Annotated in this window: 16 protein-coding genes; 5 read left to right on the top strand and 11 right to left on the bottom strand. The window is 49.5% G+C overall.

The window, feature by feature from the left end; genetic code table 11:
- Positions 1-69 precede the first annotated feature (69 nt).
- Positions 70-2,703, top strand: coding sequence for a family 16 glycosylhydrolase (locus ACETK5_RS28035; RefSeq protein WP_394059199.1), 2,634 nt, complete (start codon positions 70-72; stop codon positions 2,701-2,703).
- Positions 2,704-2,864: 161 nt separating this feature from the next.
- Here ACETK5_RS28035 and ACETK5_RS28030 read toward each other — a convergent pair whose 3' ends face one another.
- The 5 genes from ACETK5_RS28030 to ACETK5_RS28010 form a co-directional block, all read right to left on the bottom strand.
- Positions 2,865-3,395: a DinB family protein gene (locus tag ACETK5_RS28030; RefSeq protein WP_326118524.1), complete on the bottom strand. Its 531-nt coding sequence runs from the start codon at positions 3,393-3,395 to the stop codon at positions 2,865-2,867.
- Between the two features lie 718 nt (positions 3,396-4,113).
- A complete protein-coding gene (locus ACETK5_RS28025; RefSeq protein WP_394059197.1) occupies positions 4,114-4,710 on the bottom strand; it encodes a uracil-DNA glycosylase in 597 nt (198 codons plus the stop codon).
- A gap of 379 nt (positions 4,711-5,089) precedes the next feature.
- Positions 5,090-5,377 carry a hypothetical protein gene (locus ACETK5_RS28020; protein WP_394059195.1) on the bottom strand — a complete coding sequence of 96 codons (288 nt, stop codon included), beginning with the start codon at positions 5,375-5,377 and terminating at the stop codon, positions 5,090-5,092.
- Between the two features lie 56 nt (positions 5,378-5,433).
- Positions 5,434-6,210, bottom strand: coding sequence for an AAC(3) family N-acetyltransferase (locus ACETK5_RS28015; protein ID WP_326111267.1), 777 nt, complete (start codon positions 6,208-6,210; stop codon positions 5,434-5,436).
- Positions 6,211-6,361: 151 nt separating this feature from the next.
- Positions 6,362-6,916 (bottom strand): TetR/AcrR family transcriptional regulator, encoded by a 555-nt coding sequence (locus ACETK5_RS28010; RefSeq protein WP_100541267.1) that lies wholly within the window; start codon positions 6,914-6,916, stop codon positions 6,362-6,364.
- A gap of 167 nt (positions 6,917-7,083) precedes the next feature.
- On the opposite strand from ACETK5_RS28010, the gene ACETK5_RS28005 reads away from it, so the two are divergent.
- Positions 7,084-8,535, top strand: a complete 1,452-nt coding sequence (locus ACETK5_RS28005) for a DHA2 family efflux MFS transporter permease subunit (RefSeq protein ID WP_326118519.1) — start codon at positions 7,084-7,086, stop codon at positions 8,533-8,535.
- 53 nt (positions 8,536-8,588) lie between these two features.
- On the opposite strand, the gene ACETK5_RS28000 is transcribed toward ACETK5_RS28005, so the two are convergent.
- Together ACETK5_RS28000 and ACETK5_RS27995 are read right to left on the bottom strand one after the other, a co-directional pair.
- Positions 8,589-9,167, bottom strand: coding sequence for a TMEM175 family protein (locus tag ACETK5_RS28000; RefSeq protein WP_100541269.1), 579 nt, complete (start codon positions 9,165-9,167; stop codon positions 8,589-8,591).
- A 152-nt stretch (positions 9,168-9,319) separates the two neighbouring features.
- Entirely contained in the window at positions 9,320-10,018 is a 699-nt protein-coding gene (locus ACETK5_RS27995) for a DUF4386 domain-containing protein (protein WP_394059192.1), read from the bottom strand.
- Positions 10,019-10,093: 75 nt separating this feature from the next.
- Here ACETK5_RS27995 and ACETK5_RS27990 point away from each other — a divergent pair, with 75 nt between their 5' ends.
- Positions 10,094-10,966, top strand: a complete 873-nt coding sequence (locus ACETK5_RS27990; RefSeq protein WP_394059190.1) for a helix-turn-helix transcriptional regulator — start codon at positions 10,094-10,096, stop codon at positions 10,964-10,966.
- 357 nt (positions 10,967-11,323) lie between these two features.
- Here ACETK5_RS27990 and ACETK5_RS27985 read toward each other — a convergent pair whose 3' ends face one another.
- A complete protein-coding gene (locus tag ACETK5_RS27985) occupies positions 11,324-12,244 on the bottom strand; it encodes an alpha/beta hydrolase family protein (RefSeq protein ID WP_394059188.1) in 921 nt (306 codons plus the stop codon).
- 160 nt (positions 12,245-12,404) lie between these two features.
- Between ACETK5_RS27985 and ACETK5_RS27980 the strand changes: the two genes are divergently transcribed.
- Entirely contained in the window at positions 12,405-12,875 is a 471-nt protein-coding gene (locus tag ACETK5_RS27980) for a MarR family winged helix-turn-helix transcriptional regulator (protein WP_394059186.1), read from the top strand.
- Here ACETK5_RS27980 and ACETK5_RS27975 read toward each other — a convergent pair.
- Positions 12,814-12,999 (bottom strand): hypothetical protein, encoded by a 186-nt coding sequence (locus ACETK5_RS27975; protein ID WP_394059553.1) that lies wholly within the window; start codon positions 12,997-12,999, stop codon positions 12,814-12,816. The two genes, ACETK5_RS27980 and ACETK5_RS27975, sit on opposite strands and share 62 nt — an antisense overlap.
- A 219-nt stretch (positions 13,000-13,218) precedes the next feature.
- Here ACETK5_RS27975 and ACETK5_RS27970 point away from each other — a divergent pair, with 219 nt between their 5' ends.
- Positions 13,219-18,351, top strand: coding sequence for a DUF7507 domain-containing protein (locus tag ACETK5_RS27970; protein ID WP_394059184.1), 5,133 nt, complete (start codon positions 13,219-13,221; stop codon positions 18,349-18,351).
- A 442-nt stretch (positions 18,352-18,793) separates the two neighbouring features.
- Here the strand turns inward: ACETK5_RS27970 and ACETK5_RS27965 are convergent, their stop codons facing one another.
- Complete coding sequence (locus tag ACETK5_RS27965; protein ID WP_394059183.1) at positions 18,794-19,570, bottom strand: class B sortase; 777 nt, start codon at positions 19,568-19,570, stop codon at positions 18,794-18,796.
- Positions 19,571-19,590: 20 nt separating this feature from the next.
- Positions 19,591-25,593, bottom strand: coding sequence for a DUF7601 domain-containing protein (locus ACETK5_RS27960; RefSeq protein WP_394059181.1), 6,003 nt, complete (start codon positions 25,591-25,593; stop codon positions 19,591-19,593).
- Positions 25,594-25,844: the final 251 nt, after the last annotated feature.

Raw genomic sequence — 25,844 nt, 5'->3', positions numbered from 1 at the left:
CTTAGGTGTAAGCGTTTTCCATTGCGCGCATAGTCTGGGAGAATCCATAATGATTAAGGGAGGGTATTTATGAGGCGATCTTACATTACGGAAAGGCGGTTAAGGCAAAAGGGATTGAGTTTGTTCTTGGCGGTCCTGATGCTGGCTGGCATCGGCCTATGGCCGACCTCGAAGGTTCAGGCAGCTGAGGCTGCCGGGACTACCATTACCTCAATGTCTTACTTTTCGGCAGCAGACGGGCCTGTCATCACAAAATCAGGGGTTGATCAGGCTAGCTACGGTTTTGTCATGCCGATCTTCAACGGAGGCTCCGCCACCTGGAATGATGTTGCCCAGGACCTGGGAGTAAAGGTGAAAGTAAATGGCAGCTGGGTTGATATCGACAGTGTCAGCAGCTTTGTCTATAACCAGAATTGGGGTCACTGGAACGACGGCGGCTTTACCGGCTATTGGTTCACGCTCACCGCAACGACCGAAATTCAGCTGCACTCCAAAGCCAATGGGGTCACGCTTGAATATTCACTTGTCTTTCAAAACATCAACAAAACAACCATCACGGCGATGACCCCGACGCAAGGCCCGCAAATCACGGCAGGTTTTACGGGCGGTGCCGGCTTTACCTATCCGACTTTCAACCATGATCCCGCGATAACCTATGCGGCCGTAGCGGATGATTTAAAGGTGTATGTGAAGCCTGTAAACAGCAGCCAATGGATCGATATCGACAACAATGCAGCCAGCGGCTGGATCTATGATCAGAACTTCGGACAATTCACCGACGGAGGCGGCGGCTACTGGTTTAACGTAACGGAATCGATTAACGTCAAATTAGAGTCAAAGACCTCTTCGGCTAACATCGTATATACCATCACCTTTAATGAGCCCGTAAGAAATTCTTATGACCTTACGCCTTATGAAGGAACGACCTTTACAGCCGATGCGAGCGGCGCTATCGGCATCCCACTGCCTAAAATTGATGGGGGTGCGCCAATCGGCAACGAGCTTGGCAATTTCGTATACCAGATCCATATCAACGGGCAATGGGTGGATTTGGACAATTCGAGTCAGAGCGGATTTGTATATGCCGCTAATGGCTACAACAACATGTCTGATGCCAATCAGTGGGGATATTGGGCCGACCATATCTATGGCCTGTGGTTTCAGCCGATCCAGGAGGATATGCAGATCCGTATCGGCTATCCGCTAAATGGGCAGGCAGGTGGAAGTGTGGGCAGCAATTTCGTCAACTATACTTTGATTGGCAACCCGGATGCTCCCCGTCCGGATGTAACCGATCAGGAGGATATTCCGATCGGAACGCCAAGCGACTCGGCCATCGAGGGCATGGATCTCATCTGGCAGGATGAATTTAGCGGAACTGCGCTCGATCTCAGCAAATGGAATTATGAAACAGGCTATTATCTCAGCGACGATCCCAATACTTGGGGTTGGGGCAATTCGGAGCTGCAGCATTATACCGATCATGCACAAAATGTTTATGTGCAGGATGGAAAGCTTAATATCAAGGCCTTAAACGAGCCAAAATCCTTCCCGCAGGATCCAAATCGGTATGCACAATACTCCTCCGGCAAGATTAACACCAAAGATCATTTCTCCCTTAAGTATGGCCGAGTGGACTTCCGTGCAAAGCTGCCTACAGGCAACGGCATCTGGCCTGCGCTCTGGATGCTTCCGCAGGATAATGTGTATGGGACATGGGCATCCTCCGGTGAAATCGATGTGATGGAAGCAAGAGGACGCCTGCCTGGCGCGACGAGCGGCGCCGTACACTTTGGGGGGCAATGGCCGACGAACCGGCATCTTTCCGGCGAATATCACTTCCCTGAGGGGCAAACCTTTGCCAATGACTATCATGTCTACTCGGTCGTCTGGGAAGAGGACAGCATTAAATGGTATGTGGATGGCAAGTTCTTCTTTAAAGTAACCCAGGATCAATGGTATTCCGCAGCGGCGCCGAACAATCCGAATGCTCCTTTCGATCAGCCGTTCTACCTCATTATGAATCTGGCGATCGGCGGGACCTTTGACGGCGGCCGGACCCCGGATCCGTCCGATATTCCTGCAACGATGCAGGTGGACTATGTGCGTGTGTATAAAGAAGGAGAAGGCGGCGGCCAGAATCCGGGAAACGTGCCCGTTACCGGCGTAACGGTGAATCCAGCCACAGCACAGGTGGAAGTCGGGCAGAGTGCTCAATTAAACGCCAGCGTGGCACCGTCCAATGCAACGAATAAGCAGGTCACCTGGTCCGTTTCGAGTTCCAGCATCGCATCCGTGAGTCCGAGCGGTCTCGTGACAGGGCTTGCCCCGGGTACGACAACCGTCACGGCGACGACCGCTGACGGCAATAAAACAGCCAGCGCTACCATTACCGTTGTGCAGGCACCATCCACCGTGATTGTCATCGGCGATGAGGTGAAGGGCCTGAAGAAAATCGGCGATGACTTGATGTTCTATGTCAATGGCGCGACCTTTGCCGATTTACACTATAAGGTCAATCATGGCGGGCAGCTGAACGTAGCCATGGCCCCAACGGGGAACGGCAGCTATACCTACCCTGTCAATAACTTGAAGCATGGGGATACCGTCGAGTACTTCTTTACCTATAACCCGGGGCAAGGAGCACTGGACACCCCTTGGCAGACGTATGTTCATGGGATAACGCAAGGAACGCCGGAGTAACCCGGTAAGTCTGGGCGAACATGTAAATGGTTGAAAAACCGGTGTCTGCTCCGGGTTGCAAGTGCGCAATATCCAATAAATCAGGGCTCTCTCATTCATAAGAGGGCCCTGATTTTATGGAAATGGATTCAATACGGCAATTGCTTGCCCTATAACCCCTTTTATTTTGAAATTGAATTTTCTGCATACCACTTTCTTAATAGATTAATATGCGCTTGATGGTATCGGTTGTGGTCAGCCATATGCCATAATCCCCAGCGAATGGTTGCTTGCTTTTCATTCTCATGGCCAAAGGTGACAACTCGGTCTAGATCAGCATCTTGTAATTGGGTGCAGGTGTCTTTCAACATGTTTAACACATCTTCATACTCCGATATCAGGGTGTTGAGAGCCTTGCCTTTGACCATCGGAAGTCGGTTACTCGCATCAATCATGGGGCCATATTGTTCTTGTAAAGATTGAGGAAGAGGCTCCCCTTTCATTCGGTACACCCAATTCAAATCAACATACAGGATATGTCTTATTAATTGGGCGGTACTATTAAAGCTGCCATTGAGCCCCCTGTAATCGACTTCTTCCTGCGTCATCCCCTTCGTGATCAGTTGAAGTCGCTGGCTATTTTCTTTCACAGCCGAGAACAGCATGCCCACGATCGGTGACATATTCGCTTCCCCTTGTAAATCGCACAACATCGGGCTTTTCCTCCTTCCATATGGGTCTACATATAAATAAACTCGCTCTCCTTCATCCGCCATAAATATTCATCTATCGTTGGTTCTCGTTAGTTGAATCTCTTATATTTTTTGCATATAGCTTCAAAATTACGAATGTGCACTCGCCGCTTTACCCGCCTGTCTTGAATGTAAAACTTTCATTGCGAATCTTGCTATAGGCTGTGCGATCAACAATTCAATTCAGAACGCTACGCCAAAGTTTCGAGGCCAAGTATGGAGGAAATTTTTAAACGGTCCAGACTTATTTGTTTGGTACCAACCATAGGGCCTATAATGGAGAGCAAAAGAGATAATACCGTTACATTTAGTACGATATTTAGTAATACTCTTGCATTAAATCCATCGGTCTGTCCTACAAATTTCGGCATCACCTTACTAATGAGAGGGCCCGCAACTATCTTTACGCATAACACGACGATGACCCACATCATAGGAATCACTTTTAGATGTTTCTGGGCAGTCTTGTCTCTACGTACTTCTGGTTTGCCATCCCCTATCATCACCCCTCCAAGTAAATGTATCACCGTGTTATTTTAGCGATTTAGGGGTCTTCTTCATAAGTGAACATTTGATAACCTTTGATTTGTTCGGAGCCTATTTTCTGGATTTCTACGTCGAGGAGGCCCGAAGGATCTATTGGTAACGTAGCGGCTCTCTTTTCATAGAATTCGTTGATTTATGTTTCCCTTGCTGCCCTGTCCTCCCACTTCTCCTTCAAAGCTTTCAAGTCCTCAACAAAGAACCTTAGCAAATTGGGTCTTCTTCTTACTGCCAGCGGGTGATAGGTAAAGCCGATCGGTACCTCTTGGAACTCGTGCCAGCTTCCTCGAAGCTCCTTGACGGTGGCATTCTCCTTCTGCGGGAATAATCCTTCGGCCACGGCATTCCCAAAGCCAAATAGTACTAGCGGCTGCTTCTGAAGGATCTGCGACTGCAGATGCGGAAGACATGCCGCTCGGGTTGCAGGTTTATCGTAAGCACGGATTGGCCGGCGTTTCAGCAAATAAGTGACATAAACCGTATGTATATCCATACCCGCTTCCCTCATGCCGAGTTGGAGGGTTTCCCGGGTACCGCATAAGAACTCATTTCCTTCCCGGTCCTCCCGGGCTCCCGGATTATCCAGGATCATCATCAGCGAGCCTTGCGGATTGCCTTCCCCCCAGACGACGCGATTCCGCTGTTTGAACAGTTCGCAGCGCTCACAATGAATACCTTCGGGCGCTTGCTCTTCCGGCAAGATGATGCAGGGATAATCCATTTCCGTAGACATGCCCATCCTTCCTTTCTGTCGCATGCAATGGTTCCATTATGCCCACCTAAAGTAAAAACTTGCCTTCAACTATATACGGACTACCTTATTGTGTTGAAATCCCACTACTATCTCGGCAGAAACAAAATGGCTTTGAACACGTCAAGCACTCGGTATTCCTTCTACGTTGATTCTTCAAACATCATACCCAAAACCTCCCGTTTCGCCGGACATTTCGGAATTTGGTGAAATAGTCCGGCGCTCCGATTCCGGTTTTCAGCCGTTTTCACCGTGAGCGCCGTTTTCGCTTCCCTGGAACTGAATTGCTTCCGTTTGCTGTGTAACTCCTTTTTGTATAGGCTGGGTGAGTGGCCTCGCGCAGCTGCCCCTATTTTGTATACTACTTACCATCAATCTTCAATTTTCGGTACGTATCGAACGCCACCATAGGCATTTGCAACGAACCCTGATAGCAGTCGCCCAGGAACTGAAATACCCCGCCTTCGGTCCGCAATCCTAACACCTGCTGGATTTCCTTGAACCGAATCTTTGAATCCATTCCTAAATCCACCATCTGTTGCTCCTGGTAATCCCTCAGATCGTTTTTTTCTTTCTCACTCCGGTGATAGTACGCCAAAAGCTTCTGAATCACTTCGTATTGAGTCTTTACCCGCAGCGTTTCGGACATTTCATTCAGTTCGTCCCGCAGTTCTCATGTCGTCATCTGTAGGTCGATGACGTCCTCTAAACGTTAAGCATGGTATGGTCCAAAGGATGATTATCCGAGAACAAATCCGGATTGTGCTTGAGCATTTCCGTTATGACATCCGCCACCGCGGCTGCATCGCATACGCGGACAACGGCATCGCCAAGATACCCCTTATGCATCGCACCCCGACTTTCAAGGACCTCATCGACTTTCCAAAAATGCTCCGACCACGACAACCCGCAATGTCTGCGTGAAGGTACGGGGATTTCCGTCCCATCCGGTAACACCGTATACAGCTTCTCATGGTCATCCGTTAACCTGCCCGGTATGTCCACCCACTCCTCGACGCCATGAATAAAGGTGTTGCGCTTTAAATCGACACCCACTAACAAAATCGTCGCCTTGCGGTCAAGCAGCTTGCCCCAAGCGGATCCCCTAGCGCATGGCGTATCGAAACGATGATCGTCACTTGTGAACTCTTTGGAATCCCGACCTAATGCTGCCACGGAATGCGTGGGGTGCAGCGAACGCACCACATCCGGGCGTTTTCGAAAAAGCTCCGGCAGGACTCCGACACAAGATGGGGATTGGTCCACGTAAAATCTTGGATTATCCGCATTGATATAAGACCACGTGTGGGTGGGCAGCACCAGCAGCCCCTCTTTCATATACGCTGTTAGCGCATCGAGGACCGTGTCCGCGCCGCCTTCGACCGGCCCCATACTCTTCATGGAAGAATGGACCAACAGCGTCCCTTTGCCGTCAATGCCCAGCTGCTCTAATTGCTTCATTATGCTTTCCAATGTGTGCATATTCTTCTCCTCCTGGGCCAGGATATCAAAAACTGGCTGTCATAACTTTTATTGAAGATACGTCCATGATAAAGAGGACTGGGAATATTTTCAATGTTTCTATGCATATTGGTTCTAACGTTCCAAGCTTGGCCTCTTTGCGCCTAATCGGTTACAAATACTTTCTTCTATACATCAAGGTAATCTGATCCGCTATGTATTCAGCGCTATGCTCGGTACCATCCTTAATCCACCACATAATAATCCCGAGAAGGGATGATGCCACAATATCAACGGAGGCAACCCGACTCGTGGAATTGATGTTTCTAGCGTCTCTGCGCTGTTCTATCGTATTTTTCAATAGGTTCGACAAGTGAGTTTTGAAGCCCGTATGCTCAACCAATACGGCGAAAATTTTCCGGTATTCATAAAAATAATTTAAAAATGTAATCAGCTGCTCCCGTTCGTTTCGGCTCTTCACTTGTAATAGCGGCTCGACTTTCATGGACAGGTCGTCAAAGATCTCATGCACGATCTGGCGCAGCAAGTCGTTAATATCCTCATAATGCAAATAGAACGTGGCACGATTTAGGTCTGCACGGGTTGCAATTTTTTGAACGGTCAATTGGGAAATTTCCTGATTGTCGGCCAGTAATGAAAAAACGGCCTGTTTCAGCATCTTTTTGGAGCGAATGGCTCGTGGATCCACTCTTTTATGTTCAGCCATGTCATCCCTCGATTATCGTTTATTTGTCACTTCATCGACCAATCTCCCCATACTGTCGTTTAGTTGACAGTTTCAGCCGAATTGTAAATAGGAATCACTCTTCAATGCTGATAAGATATATTTTATTGACACTGTGTCGAAAAAGCAATGAAGAGAGGACAGCAGCCATGCAAGAAGACATAAAGAAAATAAATAAAGGGATATTACTGACCATCTTAATCCTTGGTTGTTTCTTATCCACGCTCAATCAGACGCTATTAAATGTCGCCTTAAGCAATCTAATGGATGTATTTAATGTCACGGCAGCAACGGTACAATGGATTTCAACGGGATTTATGCTGGTCAACGGGATATTGATCCCGATTACGGCCTATTTAATGAAACGCTTTACTACGCGGCAATTATTTATAAGCGCCATGTCGTTTCTATTAATCGGTTCGATCATTTGTGCGGCGGCGCCCAGCTTTATTGTGCTCTTGTTAGGACGGATGATCCAAGCAGCCGGTGCCGGCATTATCATGCCGCTCATGATGGGTGTTGTGCTCGCCATCTTTCCCGTTGAAAAACGCGGCAGCGCTATGGGGCTGCTGGGGCTGGCCATGATTTTTGCTCCGGCCATTGGGCCGACGCTCTCGGGATTTATTGTCGAATACCACTCTTGGCGCTGGTTATTTATCGGTCTCATCCCGCTTGTCATCATGGTCATCGCATTGGCATTCAAGTATCTCGTCAATGTATCCGAAACAGCCAAGTCGAGGCTTGATGTGGGAAGCGTTCTATTATCAACCGTCGGATTCGGCTTTATTTTATACGGCTTCAGTAGTGCAGGCAGTAAAGGCTGGGACGATGTAATGGTCATCTTATCCTTATGCATCGGGATCGTTGTAACGGCCCTATTCTGTATTCGACAAGTCAAGTCCGATGATCCACTGTTGAACCTGTCTGTCTTCAAAAATAAAATCTTCACGTTAACGTCTCTTATTAACGTACTAGTCACGATGATGATGTACGCAGACATGATCTTACTGCCTATTTATCTGCAGGATGGTCGGGGTTTTACAGCATTCGATGCAGGACTGCTTTTATTGCCGGGTGCGCTTGTAAATGCACTGATGTCACCCGTCACCGGTAAATTATATGACCGTTTCGGTGCGAGACCGCTGTTCATCATTGGTTTGCTGTTTATTATTCCATCCATGTGGGCGGTAACAGATTTATCGGAGTCAACAACGTATATGTATTTGATGATTCGTACCATTTGCCTGCGAATCGGATTAAGCTTCATCACCATGCCACTCAATACGGCCGGACTCAATGCGCTGCCTAAACATCTCGGTACGCACGGTACAGCCGTGAATAATACTGTTCGCCAAATTGCCGGTGCCATTGGTACAGCCGTCGTGATTACGATTTATACCGTGCAGGCAACCAGCCACGCAGCGGATGTGATGCAGAACAATCCTACAACGACTGCTGAGCTCCTTAAATCCCTTACATCCATTTTAGGGGCAAGCGACGCCTACTACTTCATGATGATTCTCTCCGTGATCGCATTGGTTATAACATTATTTATGCCTATGAAAAGCAAGACCATGATCGAACGAAAGCAAGCTCTATAAACCAAAAAAAGCTCTTCGAAGCCCGCCTGCATGCGAGAATCGAAGAGCTTTTCTTAGTGGCTTCTCAACGCGTGCTCGATTCGCTTATCCGGCATGAACCAGATTACGGCAACAAGTACGAAAAAGAAGCCGGATATCCAAACACTCACATAAGCGGTCAAGGCAGCAGTCAAGTAGAGTAAAGGAGATAGTTTTCCCTTCCAGTCTTTTCCTATCGCTCCGATGAATGAGGAATCGCCGGAATGCTGGTTCATAATCATGCGCTGAAGCAGCCAGTACGAGAACGCCGCTAGCAATAAAATAATCCCGTACAGCGCCGTTGGAGTAGGTGCAAAATGGCTTTCCCCCATCCAAGCTGTCGTGAACGGCACAAGGGATAGCCAGAATAAGAGCAGCAAGTTGAGCCACATCAACCGTCCATTCATCGTTCGAACCATATGCAGCAGATGATGATGATTGTTCCAGTAGATGCCGACATATACGAAACTGAAAATATAACTAATAATTTTTGGTCCCAGTTCAACTAGCGCATGCCAGTCATGGCCTTCCGGCACTTTGAATTCCAGCACCATGATCGTAATAATAATGGCCAACACACCATCGCTGAATGCTTCCATCCGATTTGCTTTCAAATCGTCTCACCTTTTCCCCTCGCATCATATGTCTCTTATTCCATTATAGAGATCGTTTGTCCTGAGTCTACCTACTTTTCACCTGAATTTTGGTTTGACCTTGCAAGGTTAGAAATGTGTAAAATTTTTCTCGTTAGCATCTGTAAGCACCTCTATCTCGCTTTTAATTTTTCAAGGTTTTGCTGGTGAAACCCCTTCGCAATGAACCAGACTGCTAAACTCATTTCATAAACACCCACAGGCAGAGCAAGGAAACCTTTTGCAGCGGAGAGAGGTTCGATCAGACCGAACATTTCTAATAGACCGGCTGCGAATACGAGTGCTGCTGTAATCATACCAAATAGCGCTAACGGTCTTGGCACCAAACCTGTTCTAAAAAGCAAATAACTATACAATGCCGTATTGATACCCAGCATAAAATTGGGGCCTAACGTCGAAGTCCAACGATGGAAAGCTTGCAGCATGTAGCCGATCTCGTGAAGATGGTCTTCACTTGCTATGCGGTTTGCTTCATAATGAATACTAAGCTGAACTAAACCTAATATACTCACCACTCCTATGGCAATAAGAACAGCCTCCATAAATCGAAAGCATAGGTACCCGAGGGCTAGATGTTCATTCCATCGACGAAGGTAAGGAAACAGCATAACCGCCGTCCCTACTGCAGTCAGGACGAGCAAAAGATCGTTAATAACACCGATCATAACCTGTGTTTTCAATCCATTGGCCGCGGACCTGTACCATTGTTCTGACAATACCGGCTCATAAGAAATAACAGCGATGACCGAAGTGACCGCAGCGGCAATATAAAAAATTCCGATCAGAATTCCATTCTTTCTGTCTTGCGTCATATAACGTTCCTCCTTTGGCTATTACCATAATTGCAATAAGTTACAGAACATTCTGTTCATGGATTGGGGATTATTATGGACCATTTTGAAGTCATAGAGCGTGCTTTAATCCATATTGAGAACAATTTAGACCAGCCATTATCACTTGAGTCTGTGGCTAATTCCTTCAACATGTCCAAATATTACTTTCACAGACTTTTTTCTGCCATGATGGGTTGTTCTTTAAACCACTACATACGATCCAGAAGATTGAACGCCTCCCTACAATTCATTCATACCGGTCACTTATCACTAACGGATATCGCCTATCAGCTAAACTTTGGAACTCCATCATCGTTCACCCGCGCTTTCAAAGACCAATACGGTATGGCTCCAAGCACTCTAAGAGTAGAAAATTCAACCATTTCCCAGACACCCATCCCTTCCGTGGTTAGAAGACCCATCAAAAACATTAATGGTGATATCGTTACCGATTTCACCCTAATGGACTTCGAATCCATCCGGGTGTGCGGCATAGCCTTTGAGGTTGACCTGGCAACGGATGATTACAAGACGAAGATCCGGTCTCATTCGCATAAACTGTTACATGACATTGATAAAACCGTACATGGCCCATGTTATGTCATTTATTCAAATTGCCAACCCGATTCAACCCAATTCAAGGTCCTGTTCGGAATTCCATATGACATTCAGATCCATAAACCTTTTTATTTTACCGTTGATGTCCCACAACTCTTCTGTGCCAAATTCAAATATTTTGGTGATCTTCTTGATATAGGAGATGTCCTCAAAACGGATTACGCAAGATTTTTAAAGATCTCCAAGCAGGAAACTGAACATTCACACATCGAACTCATTCAAGCTTTTGATGATATTCACAATCTTGAATCGACCTACCACATCTATGCACCTGTTAAAAAACTGCCTATTGATTCGGATTATGAATAGGTCTCTTCCGGCCACCCCTAATCTCCTTTAAGCCCTCCATTCTGATGCAATAATGATGGGATGCTCACAAGATAACATAATGGCTAGACCTGCACTTTCCCAATCTTGCTGTAACGAAAAAAGCACCTCTTTCGAGATGCCGATTCATCAACGATGTGACCCGTTTTTCTCGTTAGTAATGCTAACTTTCAAATATCCGTCACTAGTTGTACGGTTCTCCTTAACGGGACTATAGGCGAAAAAAAACGAAAGGAGCTGCTGCGGCAGCTCCTTCGTTATTTCATTGAAATATTTACACTACCATAAGGGCCAGTAGGCATTGTCGTGGCTGTCGGGTCGTTACTGCCCGCCAGACCCTTACTTCGACTCAATACGCCCCAACGGGATGGCGCTCTCTTTCAGAGCCGCACGAGCTGCCGGCCAACTGAAATCGTCGAGGTCGAGCGCGTTGCGAAGGTAGGCCAGCGTGAGCCGCTGGATCAGGGCGACTCGTTCAGGGTTCTCGTCCGTCGTCTCCGCGACGCTGTAACCGGAGATCCCGCCGAGCGAATGCTCTCCCCCGAAGAGGGTGAGCAGGCTCTTGCTGCCCGGGCTCAGAAAGTACGGGTCGGTGAACCAGTCGGGCCCCCGAGTGGACAGTTGAGAGTGATCATGGTCCCCCGCTACCACGAGGGTCGGCGTGCTCATCTCCGCAAAGCTCGGGTTCATGAAGGGGAAGTGCTCTGCCGCGAACGGACTCAAGTCAGCTCCACCCTTGCCAGTCGTGGCAAGCAGCAGGCCCGCCTTGATCCGCGAGTCGGACATGTCCTCTCCCGGCTCGCCGTGGTTATCGAGGACTCGCGCGCCGAGCAGCATGCTCACCGTTTGGCCTCCCCAGGAGTGTCCGGCTGCGGCGATGCGGCTTCGATCGAGGCGCCCACTGAGACCGGGAACGGAAGCTTCAATAAGATCAAGCTGGTCGAGGATGCGCTTCAGGTCCTCGACTCGGAAACGCCAGATCCGTGGCGTACGGGGATCGTCAGGAGGAAGGTTCAGCGTCCTCGAGTCGAGATGAGTGGGTTGAATGACCACGAAGCCGTGAGCAGCCCAGTAGTCGACCAACGGGCCGTAGCCGTCCAACGACCAGCCATAGCCGTGCGAGAAAACTATAATAGGCAATTCACTCCCAACCGCGGGCGCGGACACTCGCACTTGCAGATTCTCACCGCGATCTGGAGCTGGTAGCACTACCGGCTTCACCGAGACGACTGGACTAGGCGAACTAATGTTGATATTCATCATAAATGTTCCTTTCTTGAAGAAATATTAGCCAAACTGCTTCTGGAAGGAAGCGATCAAGCAGGTTCCCTGAAATAAGCCAGAACAATAGGTTGACACGTCAACTATAAGCAACTGTAGCATATTGTGGTTGACACGTCAACCGTGTTATGATGTTCCTATGGATAAGAACGAGCTAAACGAAGAGGAAATGCGAATATGGCATATGTGGAAAGGCTCCTTTCAGAGCATTTTCGGTCGCGTAATAAAAGAGATGTCTGAACACACAGGACTATCAGAGGGTGATTATGGGGTATTGGATCGGTTAGTCCTTCTGGGGAACGGGAGCCTTCGCCAACAGGAGTTGGCCGACTCGATGGACTGGGATAAGAGTCGATTATCCCATCATCTGACGCGGATGGAAAAACGCAAACTTGTGATGAGGAAACCATTAGACACAGATCGCGGTGTTCAAGTCATCATCACTTCAGCTGGAAAATCGGCATTGGATGATGCCCGTCCCATAGTCTCTAAGGCAATACGCAAACATTTCCTTGATCAATTAACGGATCAAGACATTGAATCGATCACTAAGCTTGCGGAAAGGACAAAAACAGGGCCTTCAGCGTCTTGTGAAGCCCCGCCGACATGACTGCGTTTTTGATGTTATTCATGAAGTGAATAAGTGGATCGGTACTCAATGAAAAGAACTCTCCAGACTCGGAGAGTTCTTTCATTTTTATCCATATATTTTCCGGCAGCTCCTTCTTCTTCATTTACGTTCGCTATGCATCAAATTCCACTCCGTATTTATGGAAAATAGCCTTGTAACCTCAGACGAGTCCATTCACCGCCGGTAAGCAGCCGAACGTAATGACGCCATTCAACAAAAGGAAAAATTTATAAATGTGGATATGCATTATAAAACGCCCGGCGCATATATGAATACAGTGATTGTTTACTGGTGAGCCAGGAAAAATATGGGAGGTGACGCCATGATACCAAACGAAACGAAGCGTCAGACGCCTATCGGGAGCTATAGGAACGTTCCGCTTACTTTCACGGAAAATGTCGGTCAAACGCGAGGAGATATCTGCTATTTATCGCATAAACCCGGAGTTACTATCGGGTTCTCCTCCGCGGAGATTCAGTTTGTTCTTACGAAGAATACGCCGGATCGGCGGGAGGGGATGGCGCTCTTCCTGCAATTTCTCGGCGCGAACGCGGACGTGCAAATCGAAGGTCGTCGCCAAGACACGGGGAAATTCAATTATTTTATCGGCAACGATCCGGCGAAGTGGCATACCGGTGTCCCAACCTATCGGGAGATTGTCTATCGGGAGCTGTGGTCCGGAGTCGACTTAGTCCTCTATGGGGACAACGGAAAATTCAAATACGATGTCGTTGTTCAGCCCGGCGCCAGACTTGACGATATCCGGTTCGTCTACCGCGGTGCAGACGAGTTGTCCTTGAGTGAAGAAGGTAATCTTCAAATTCATACCTCTCATGGCGTTCTGACGGAGGAAAGACCCGTCAGCTATCAGGTGATTGATGACAGCAGGGTTCCGGTGGAAAGCCGATTTGTATTGCCTGAGGGCCAAGGGGATTGCGTCTTTGGCTTCGAAATCGGCGATGGATATCATCCGGGTCATCCGCTCGTCATTGATCCGTTTGTGCTGTTTTATTCCACTTATCTTGGCGGAAGCGACACGGATATCGGTTTTAGCATCGCGGTAGACAATCAGGACAATGCCTATGTGACGGGGCAAACCTTATCCCTTGATTTTCCGATCACCCCTGGCGCATTCCAACCTGGCAAAGACGGATCTTCCAGTGCGTTTGTCACGAAAATGAATTCCAGCGGCACCTTTCTCGAGTATTCTACTTTTATCGGCGGCAACAGCTTTGATCTAGGACGCGGTATTGCTGTCGATGATTCCGGCCACGCCTATGTAACGGGGCAGACCCTTTCCCCCGATTTCCCTACGACGCCGGGAGCTTTTCAGACATTCATCGGCGGAGCCCAGGATGCGTTCGTAACCAAGTTAAGTCCGGACGGCGGCTTCCTCATATATTCCACGTTTCTTGGCGGAGAGGGAGTTGATACCGGATTCGGCATTACTGTCGATAACGTAGGAAGTGCTTATGTTACAGGAGGTACATCCTCTGTCAACTTCCCCCTCATCAACGCATTTCAAGGGTTTATTGCAAATGAGCATGTTTTTGTTACAAAATTGAATCCTGGCGGCAGCGCTCTTGAGTATTCCACGCTCCTGGGAGGCCATGGCATCGAAACGGGGCGCGGCATTGCGGTAGACGGTGCAGGCCAGGCTTACGTGACGGGGCTGACGACCTCCGTGGACTTTCCTACCACACCGGGAGCGTTCCAAATCAATCTTACGGGCGTCATCGGCGCGTTCGTATCGAAAGTGGATCCCAGCGGACTCGCGCTCGTGTATTCGACCTTCCTTACCGGTAATGGCGACGACGAGGGGCATGGCATCGCAGCTGATGAGTTCGGCCAGGCTTACGTGACGGGAAGCACTACTTCTTTTGATTTCCCGGTTACGCCGGGATCATTTCAGCCCTTCTATGGCGGCGGGTCTTCCGACGCCTTTGTAACGAAATTAAGTCCGAGCGGCGATTATCAAGTCTATTCCACCTTTCTTGGCGGGGGCGAGTCGGATGCAGGCAATGGCATCGCGGTGCGCACAGGCTTCGCTTATGTGACGGGAAGCACCACATCGTTCAATTTCCCCACTACTCCTGACGCGCTCCAGCCGTCCCTCCATGGCGGTAGCGATGGTTTTATTACACAACTCAACATCATGGGCAACGAGCTTGTCTTCTCCACATACTTGGGCGGCAGCTCAAGCGACACCGGGAATGCCATCGCCGTTGACAATACAGGCTGCGTTTTCGTGACCGGTCAAACCTTCTCTTTCGATTTCCCGGTTACTGGCGTATTTCAGCCGTTTTTACGTGGGGACAGCGATGCTTTTGTCATAAGACTCTGTTTAAGTCTGGGGACGACGATCAATAAGTTTCCGGACCGCTACGAGGTGCGTCGCGGCGAACCGGTGAGATACTTTATCGAGATCCACAACCCAAGCGCCACAACGCTTACGAACGTGGTCGTTGAAGATCCAACGCTCGGCATTTTCCAGGTCATTCCTGAAATCCCTCCCTTCTCGGTCCACATCTTGGAATTTGATTTTATTGTTCCTTTTGACGCGCCTTTCGGACCGCTCAGAAATATTGTCTCCATCACCTCGGATCAATTCGGCGAGCCGCTTACAGGCGAAGCGGAAATTCTCATAACGCCATCTCCTGCTTTGATAGCTACCAAGACGGTAAACCCGCCCGCCGCAGCTCCGGGGGAAACGGTCATCTTTACAATTACGCTCGTGAATCAAGGCGACGTCGAGTTATTCAATGTTCACATCGTCGATCCACTTATCGGACTGGATCAGTTTATCAACGTTCTTTACGTCGGAGAGGTATTCGTCATCGATTGGCCGTTCATCATTCCCAAGGATGCACAGGCAGGACTGACCATTTCCAATATCGTGACGATTACCGCAGACAATCTGCCTAATCCAGAGGAAGTTGGAACGGTGGTCGAGGTGCTGCCGGTTCCTAGACTGGATATCACGAAGACGGCAGATCGCAACGTCGTTTTTCCGGGCGAAACGGTAAATTATACGATTCAGGTCTTCAATACCGGAAATACGGACCTCTTCAATGTTCATGTGACGGACGATCTTACCGGATTCGACATCATCATTCCTTTTCTCCCGTTCGGACAAAGCGAGACTTTCGTAATACCGTTCTTCTTCCCGCTGGAAATGCCACCTCAGACGTATACGAATACGGCGGTTGCCACTAGCGATCAGACGGAGCCCGTATCCGACAGCACGGATGTGACGGTGCTAAGCGATCCGCGTCTTGGGATCAGCAAGGTTCCGGCGACGACCACCGCGGTGGTCGGGCAGACGATCCAGTATACGATCACGCTAGAGAATATCGGAAACGTGCCGCTGACAGGCATCCGGGTCTTCGATCCGCTGCTTGGATTCGAAAGATTCGTAGACATTCTGTTCCCAGGGGAAGTTCTAACTTTTGTATTTGATTTCACCATCCCGCAGGATACCCCAATCGGATCAGATATTTTCAATATCGTTAGCGTAACATCGAACGAGGGAGTAACCGAGGAAGCGGAATCGTCAGTCACGGTAACGGGTTTCGGGCTGTCGCTGACAAAGGTGCCGGATCTTCCGGCCGTTGCTCCCGGCGAGACGGTCACTTACACGCTGACCGTAACAAACTTGCTGGATGTGGCGCAGACGAATGTCGTGCTAACCGATGCACTGCTGGGGTTAAGCGAGGTGATAGACTTCCTCCCTGCGAATGCAACGGTTACCCGAACGGTGGTATTCACCATTCCTGTGGACGCTCAGATTAGCAGCGTCATTCAAAATACATTTACGGTCGCCTCCGATCAAACACCAGAGCAGGAAACGATCGCCGAGGTTGTCGTAATTCCGCCTCCGGGCCCGGCGCTTCGGATCCAAAAGCTTCCTGACCGCAATACGGCTTCCCCTGGCGAGACGATCACTTATACGCTAACTGTAACGAATTTGTTGAACATTCCTCTGACAAACGTCGTGCTGACCGACGCGCTGCTCGGGCTGAGCGAGACGATTCCCGTCCTGCAGGCAAACGAGACGATTACCCGAACGGTGACGTTCATCGTTCCCGCGGACGCCCAGATTGGCAGCATCATTCGAAATACGTTCACCGTCTCCTCGGATCAATCGCCGGATCTGGAGTCATCTGCCGAGGTTCTCGTGCAAACTCCCCCAGGGCCGTCGCTTCTAATCCAGAAGGTGCCTGACCGCAATACGGCCGCGCCGGGTGAGACGATTACGTATACACTGACCGTAACGAACTTACTGGATACACCACAGACGAATGTCGTGCTGACCGACGAACTGCTAGGGTTTAGCGAGACGATCGCAGAACTCCCTGCGAATGGTACGATTACCCGGACGGTGACGTTCACCGTTCCAACGGACACACCAAATGGCAGCGTCATTCGGAATACGTTCATAGCCGTCTCGGATCAATCGCCGCAAGTGGAGACGATTGCCGAAGTGAACGTCGAGATCGGTCCCGCTGTAGAAACGACTCTAGCGGTTCGCAAACTTCCTGATCGGACTACCGCGGAACCGGGCGAGACGATTCGTTATACTGTCGAAGTTACGAATACAGGCACAATTCCGGCGACCAACGTTGTCGTGCGCGACTCGCTCACCGGCCAACAGCTCACGATCCCGGTCATTGCGCCAAGTGCGACCGAGAGGGTGCAGTTCTCGTTCACGGTACCGGCAGGTACACCGCAAGGGCAAGTGATCGCTAACCGAGTCACGGTGACCTGGACCGAGCAGTCTCCCGATACACCGCCCGCAGAAGACGAGGTAAGGGTAGACATTGCTATTCCCGCTGAACTGCCGGATCTGGATGTCGAAGCTACGCCGGATTTGCCGAGTCCGGGAGAGACGGTAATTAAGACGATCACCGTAACGAACACCACGGACATCACGCTGACGAACGTGAACGTCTTCGACCAGTTGATTGGCTTCCAGACGATTATTCCTTCGCTTGCACCCGGGGAGAGTCGCGTGTTCAGTCTGCAGCTCCCGATACCTCCCGGCACGGTAGGCGGAACGGAGTTCCGAAACATCGTCACGATGCGCCCTGACCAGACGCCGCCTCAGCAGCAAGAGGTCACCGTAGAAGTGCAGTCGCTCCCGGACGCGTCGTTGACCAAAACGGTTGACCATCCGGTCGGAAAACCAGGGGATAAAGTAATTTTCACTATTCGGGCATGCAACACGGGCAATGTCCCGCTATTGAACGTGTTGCTGACCGACCCGCTGCTCGGTATACAAGTGCGAATTGTGCGATTCGAGGTCGGAGCCTGCGAGACACTGCAAGTACCGTTCGTGCTTCCGGATGTGGAGGAAGACACCCTCATCGTTAATTCAGTGAAGCTAACATCGGATAACGGACCAACTCGCGAAGCGAGCGCATCGGTCACGGTTATCACAGAGGAAGAGGAGTAAAAAAATCGCCCGCTCACCGATGGTGAACGGGCGATTTTCTATGAGTTTTTCCAGCTATGTCCTCGAACTTGCTCATTCTCTCCACGCCCCTATTTACGTCTCTCCAATCACCCGCAATGCGAGTGATCAGCGTAAGCATGACTTGTATGATATCAGCCGGAGGAGCGTTAGGCCGATCAATCTCGCATCATCATGGAGAACCTTCCTTCAGCACGAAGAGCTGCCTTGATAGAACTTCTTGCGATCGCAGATTTACTTGTCGACATATGTCTACAAAACTCACGTTATTTATGGTGCGGCACAGCATAACGGATCCATCGGCGATAAATAAGAGCACCTACACGGGTCCCCCTAAACTGGATCAAATAAAGCCTAAAAAAATCGCGTCCTCCAAGGGAGAACGCGATATAAAACAACTTGACTCTGTGTTTCAACATCGTCATTAACGCTTTCGGGCAACCACCGCTAACCGGCCGTTTTCGGTCGAGTACTCGCATGTGGACAGTACAATAAGCTGGTCGCCATACCGGGCTGATACGCCCGTGTCATAAAGAGCGAGTTTTTTGATGTTCTGAACATACGAATCGAACTCGGCGGGCGTACTTACATTCTCAATCTGGTAGTATTTAAAAACGTCCTCCGATTTGCGATAAACTTGTGACAGAATGACGGCAACAATCTCATACTCTTCCTTTTCGTAAAGCGTGCTGAACTGGAACGCAGCATGCTCTTTGTAAAAACTTTCGTTCTTGTACTTCATTAAATCTTTGAACATCCAGCCGCTTTTCATGTGATGGCCATGAATCAGCAAAATGTCCGAACCGTTGGTCCGGCTATGCGCGTCCAAAAAGGGGAGGCCGCCTTTGTTTTCCTTTTTATCGAAATCATGATTGAGATAGTAATCCGCATCCTGTGGATTCTGCATGACCGGGTACTCAATTCGGGTGCCGTCCATCTTCAGCCAGCCGACGATGTCCGAGTTCCTCTCGTAAAGCTCTCGAAATTCGGTAAGCATGACCGGCACATTCGCCTTATGGAACAAAACGGAGGGGGATGCAGCCCCTCCGCCTTTGTCCGACCCTTCCTCCCAAGCTGTTGCCAGCTCTTCGATTTTCTGCTGCTCCACATAATCCCGCAAGAGAGCTCGCGAAAAATTGACGAGCGAAAATACCAATACAAGGAAAGAAACGGCGATAAGAATTTTTTTGGTTTTGCTCATTTTCTTACCGCCTTTCCGGTCTACTGGATGTGCGCTTTCTTCTTGTTACCGAGCAGACAGAGCACGATCGTCATCAAGGACATCAGCGCCAAAGCCAGATAGAAGATTGGCGATACGCTGTTGTCTCCGGTTTTCGGAGCATCGTCCAGCTCGTTATTTCCATTGCCTGCACCCTCATCAGCTAAGTCGCTGACATCAGGCACGTTGTCGATGTTGCCAGGTTGGTCAGGAGCAGGGCTGACAGGACCTGGATTCACTGGCTCTGGTGCAGGATTGACAGGACCTGGATTCACTGGCTCTGGTGCTGGGTTGACAGGGCCTGGGTTCTCCGGCTCTGGTGCTGGGTTGACAGGGCTCGGATTCTCCGGCTCTGGTGCTGGGTTGACAGGGCCCGGATTCTCCGGCTCTGGGGCTGGGTTAACAGGACCTGGATTCTCCGGCTCTGGGGCTGGGTTAACAGGGCCTGGGTTCTCCGGCTCTGGAGTAGGGTTAACAGGGCCCGGTCCGCCTCCAGTGTTGATCGGCTTCATTGGCACGTCGTATCTTACAATGTCAAAATCGACAGAAATCGTATCACTCCTGTGCGTCTCGTATCCGTCCTTCGTTACGATCAGATAGTAATCCGCCTCAGGAAACACCATGTATGCATAGAAGCCATTGGCATCGCTATCCTGCTCCGGGCTCTTGTTGTCATGCGGCGCAAAATTCGGAACCGTAGGGAGCGTTACTTTCGTATCCGGAATGCGGCCGTTATCTCTATTCCGCTGCGTATCCGCATAATACAGCGTAACTTTGGCTCCAGCAATTTTCTTGCCAGTGGTGGCATTTCCTGTCGTTTCATCATAAACCGTACCGTAAGGGTCGACCAATGCCTCGGAAATATTCAGCTCTCCGTTAGCCTTCACGTCCAGCTGCGTCACTTTGAAGAGCAGTTCCTCGCCGTTTTCAGCTTGATAGCGAACTTCCATGGTGTATTGCTGCGCGCTCAGCTCTTCGTCTTCTATGGAGAAGGTGCCGTTCGAAGCCAGCGGGAACGCCTTAGGACGACCGTTCTCCTGAATATAATTGCCGTCCTTGTCCTTCAAATAGATACGCATCTGGCTGGTGAACGAATCGTTGAATAGCTCTGTTGTCCCATCCAACTGCTTGAACAGAACGATCCCTACCGCCGTTATGACCGCCGGAACGGTTTCGTCTTTCACGTTGCCGTCCACATTTGCTTTTTGCGTGAACTCGATAGGCACATCTTTTCCGTCTACCGTATACACCTTCGTATACGTGATCGTATAGTCGGTGTCCGCCTCGGCAGGGACGAAATATTCACCCTTCTCACTCGTCTGAATCGTCTGCTTCTCACCTGTCTTCAGATTGGTCACCGTGATGGATGCATTCGGAATGACTTCTCCCGTGTTGTTGTCACGCAGCACGCCTTCCAGATACGGGCGAGTATTTTCAAAGTGTGCCTCTGCCAATGTTTTCTCCGGAATGGTGCCTGTGTGTTCGAGACTCTCAGGATCCGTCACATAGCCGTTCTTCGAATAATCATCCTGGGTCACCGTATACTTGAGATACGTCGGAAGACCTTCTATAACAAGCGTCTGGCCGTCGGTAAGCTCGAAGGTGTCTCCGCTCGTGATTGTTCCCTTGCTGCCGTCCGATTTCTCATAGGCGAAGGATTTGTCCGATCCCTCGCCTGTGAAGGTGAGCGTGTACTGGAACGGCTTCGACTTGTCGTCGTCTTTGCCTTTAACCGTGTTGCCGATAAGCAGGCTGCCTTCGATAACTCGCACATTCGTGAACGGGGCAACTTCATCTTTCCCCACCATGACCCCGGTATACTGCCGTTCCTTAGGCGTGGTCACGTATTCGTCAGTTGTGTAGTCCTTCTGCGTCACCGTGTATTTCAGATCCTTAGGCAGTCCTACAATTTCCAGCGTCTCTCCATGCTTGAGTGTGAAGGACTCACCAGACTTGATCGTGCCCGGTGTACTCGTCGCGCCATCCGATTTCGTATACGTGTAGTCTCCATCTTTGCCTGCTTTTTCAAAGATGACGGTGTACTCGAACGCCTTCGTCTTGTCACCGCCGTTGCCCATGACCGTATTGCTGACGGTCAGCTTGTTGACGGTCCGTTCATTGATGAAGTCCGCCTTATGGTCGCCTTTATTCTCGATTGTGCCGGACAGCTCTCTTGTCTCCGGCGTGGTGATATAACCGTCAACCGTCGTATAATCGGCCTCGGTTACGGTATAGACCAGACCCGCAGGCAATATTGGGAGCGTCACAGCTTCCCCGTGCTTGAGGGTAATCTTGTCTCCGCTCTTGATTATACCAAACGTATTATCCGGCTTCTTATAGGTGTACTCTCCGTTCTGGCCCTCGCCGGCGAAGGTAACGGTATATTCAAAATCCTTGGAGGCATCGCTGCCGTTTCCTTCCACCTTATTGCTAATGGTCAGCATTCCTTGCGCCGGCGTAGGCACGACCAGCGGTTTATCGGAGGTTACTTTTACGCCATCTACCCAGATAGGCTTGCCTGGCGTATTTCCTACATACACCTGATACACATGGGTGATCGGCAGCCAGGTATTTGTGTCAATATAGGTTTCCTTCAACTCATAATACCCCGGATCCGGGAACAGCAGATTCAGTTTCCCTCCGCTATCGGTTGTTCCTTTGGCGATTTGAGTTCCGTCGTCTTTCTTATAGAGCGTAAACTCTACGCCTTTTAGCGGATTGCCATCGGGATCTACCTTTTTCAGGGGCAGCAGGGCATTGGAGCTTGAACTGCCGGCTACGTCTGAACTGTCCAGCGTGCTTTCACTTTTGGCACTGACCGTTTTCAGCTTATCATCGCCCATCAGCTTTACCTCGTTGCCCATTTTATCGCCAGCTTTCGCTTTAGAAGGGTCAACCTCGGTTTGGTACACAAACTGGTAAAACTTATTAGGGTCTTTCATTTTGAATATGAGAACGGTGGTGCCTCCCGCGCCTGGTGCAGCTTCTACTTGAACTTCACCATTCGGGTCGGTGAGGTCCAGCGCTGCGCCCTCTCGTTCCAGAGCACCGCTGGCAGACAGTTTAGCAGGATAGACTGCCATACTAGGCGCTGTCAGCACAAGCTTTCCGTTTTCTTCATAGCGCAAGTTCATACCTGCACCTAGGGTATCCTGCAAATAAACGCCCTGCGTCATGTTGAATGGCGGAGTATAGTTCACCGTCCATTCCAGCACGCCTGGAACTGGCTTCGTTACCGACTTGCCCAGGGTCTGAATAGGTACAATAACTTTGCGCTGTTCGGTGACGACCTTCTCCACGCCGCCCCATGTCATGTGCAGGTCGGCTTTGTTATACAGCACCTGCTTGTCTGTGCCGTTCGTGGTGTATTCCTCCAAATATTTCTCCAGAGCCGCATTGGAAGGTCTAGCCTTTACTAAAATGACATAAGGGCTCTCCAGCTCGGAGAAGGTGAAGGTGCCTACGTTGCCGCTATGGGAGAAACTCACCACATGTGCACTAGTACCTGGTTCAATAAGTGTTTTGGCATCGTTTCTAACACCATATTCTGTACCCGAACCATTGTCCGAATATCCTTTCCAAAGCTCAAAATCCTTACCTTCAGAAAACGGCACGAATTCCCAGCCTTCGGGCAGTGTGTCCACTAGCTTGATATTGCTAATGACTCGATTACCGCCGTCCTTAGCCATTTCTTCTGTGTTGTATCCTGGCATATTCACACTTAGACGGAATGTGACAGTCTTAGTTGTTCGGTCATAGGCAGAAATCGTCCATGCTTCATTGTTATCGTTTCTAATATAACTGCTAACGTTATTCGGGCTAACATTTTCAGGCGTACCATCTGCTTGCAATGGCTTTGACGCAAAGAGCATATCCTTGTTCAGCATACGCAGATGCAGGTTGGTGCTGTTTTGTGCTTGTTTTACGGTGTCGCCGTCAATGAGCAAAGCCCGATTCCAGCTTGTTTTCCCTGCGTTGATATCCTGCCTGAAGAGGATGTCTGGGTTGGTCTCAAGTGCACGGAAGCTGAAAGATGCAGCTTTATCGGTATATCCGGTCACCTTGATCAAATCCGCCACCACTTTACCGTTCACGGTTAAAGGAATAGCTTTCAAGGTTAAGCCGTTTGCGCTCTTGAGGGTACCTTCGTGATATTGCTTCCAAAGCTGAGCAGTATTAACATTTGCCTTGATTTTCGCAATCGTTTCCGCGCTCACCTCGCCGGTTCCATCCACAGCGTTATCCAAGACGTTCAAATCCCCGCCATGCACCAACACATCGTATACGGCAGCATTTGGCAGGTCATACTGTGGCGTAAGATTAACGGTCCATGTGATACCGCCCAGGTTATAATCCTCCATCGAAATAGAGCCTGTTTTTGTAAACGAGTGCGCGCCGATGTTGACAATGGCCTCATCAGTCACTGCATTAGGTCTTGTACCGATCATGACATCGTTGTTCTGTATGCCATCTGGTGTATCCATATTCCAGTTGGCACGAGGATCAATTCTGAAGCTGGAACCGCTTGTTACCTTGCTCTTAATCACTAATTCTACTTTACCGTTAATATCCCCAAAGGAATAAACGCCGTTCGAATCTGGTGTAATTTGTGTTTCTCCAGATGCAGCGCCATCCTCCCATGTCTGCCATTCAGCTGATAAAAAGTCCAGCCCAGCAGGTAATACATTTGTGATTGTAAAGTCCTTTAACCCTTTTTTGTTATATTGGTTAACAGTGACCCTCCATGTAATGGTTTCATTCGGATGGTCATAAGAGCCCGATGCTTGAATCCAGTCGGGTGCAACCCACGTTTCCCTTGTTGCACTGGCTTTTACATCAGCACTCGTATCCCTCAGTTCAACTTTTGGATCAAGACGCTGTCCGCCACTTCGACCGGGATCGATTGCTACGCCCCGATACTCTTTATAATACAGATCCTTATGAAACCATGCTTGATACTCAACCTTTGGATCCCCCCCCGTTCCTGCCGGGAAGATGTAGCTCAGACTGCCATCTACATCCATGGTTGGGTCTACCTTAGTGCCGTTTACCTTGAAGGATCCCGGTACATAGACCATACGGTAATCGGAAGGCTTCGTATAGAACGTCATTCCATCTAGCGGCAGCTTGCTTGCTTCATCAAGCACATCAAAAGAGGATGGAGTAGACTGGATAGACAAATAACCATCTTGATAAGCTGGGACGGTCACATACCACCAAGTCCAGCTCCCATTCTTTGGCCAGTTGTTTCCTGTCAAGTTGATGCTGTACGCCGGCGTAACATCCGGGTTCTTCAGCTCATACGCTCCCCCGAAAATCGAGATAGGCTTTGTATCGCCGTAATTCATGCCCGTTACATCCGCATTGGCCGTGGTTTCAAAGCCGAAGGTAACCGCTCGTCCAATACCATTGAAAAACCCATCGTCGCCATTAAATACAATCTTGATGCTTTCCGGAGTGAAATAGGCGATGCCAAGCTGCTTCTGACCCGTTTCAGTTGTTGCCATCAAGGTTTTGGTAGCTGTTGGTAATACCACTTCCTCGAAGTAGTCATCCCTTTTTAGTTCGATCCAGTCACCCTTCTGAATGTATAGGTCTGGATCTGCATTAGTCGGATCAGCGTCATCACCATTCACCGGCACCTTGAGGCCCTCAGATTTAAGGGTGAATGCCTGTCGGCCCTGGATCGTACCGCCTGGAGCAATGTCCGTTCCCTGCGTCACCTTTAGCGGAAAGGTTGAATTTGCATCCATGAACACCAACGTTTTGTCCGTCGGTGCAGCAATCATCACTATAGAATCGTTCGGTACATCGTATACCGCCTTAGTTACTGACGGCGGTTCGTCCGAGCTCGGCGAATCGGCTTCGCTAACAGCCGCTGCCCCGGAATCGCTTGGCGAACTATCCGCATATGCAGTGACAGAGAACGCCACCGTCTGCAAGACAAGCATAATTGCCAGGCATAAAGAGAGTATTGCTTTACCTATGCTGCGTTTTCGTTTCAAGAAACATTTCTCCTCCATTCCCGAAACTGCTGGAATTTTTAGCGACAATAAGATCATCGACCCGATTACACTCAACCGAATAGACACCTTCTGTTTGCTTGATCCCAGCAGCTCTTTGCATCATCAAAATCTTGCGGAGTTCCCTCCTTTATACCTCCTCCCGTAGTCCGAATTTCCACACTTTCTTTTTCATAGTTTAAAAACCTAAGCTCTACAAAATCTCTACAATGCGAAGAATTGCCTTCTCCTGG

This window comes from Paenibacillus ilasis (genome assembly GCF_043195395.1).
GTDB classification, from domain to species: domain Bacteria; phylum Bacillota; class Bacilli; order Paenibacillales; family Paenibacillaceae; genus Paenibacillus_AQ; species Paenibacillus_AQ lautus.
The sequence above is the reverse complement of the archived record's forward strand: the minus strand, read 5'-3'. Positions and strand labels throughout refer to the sequence as shown.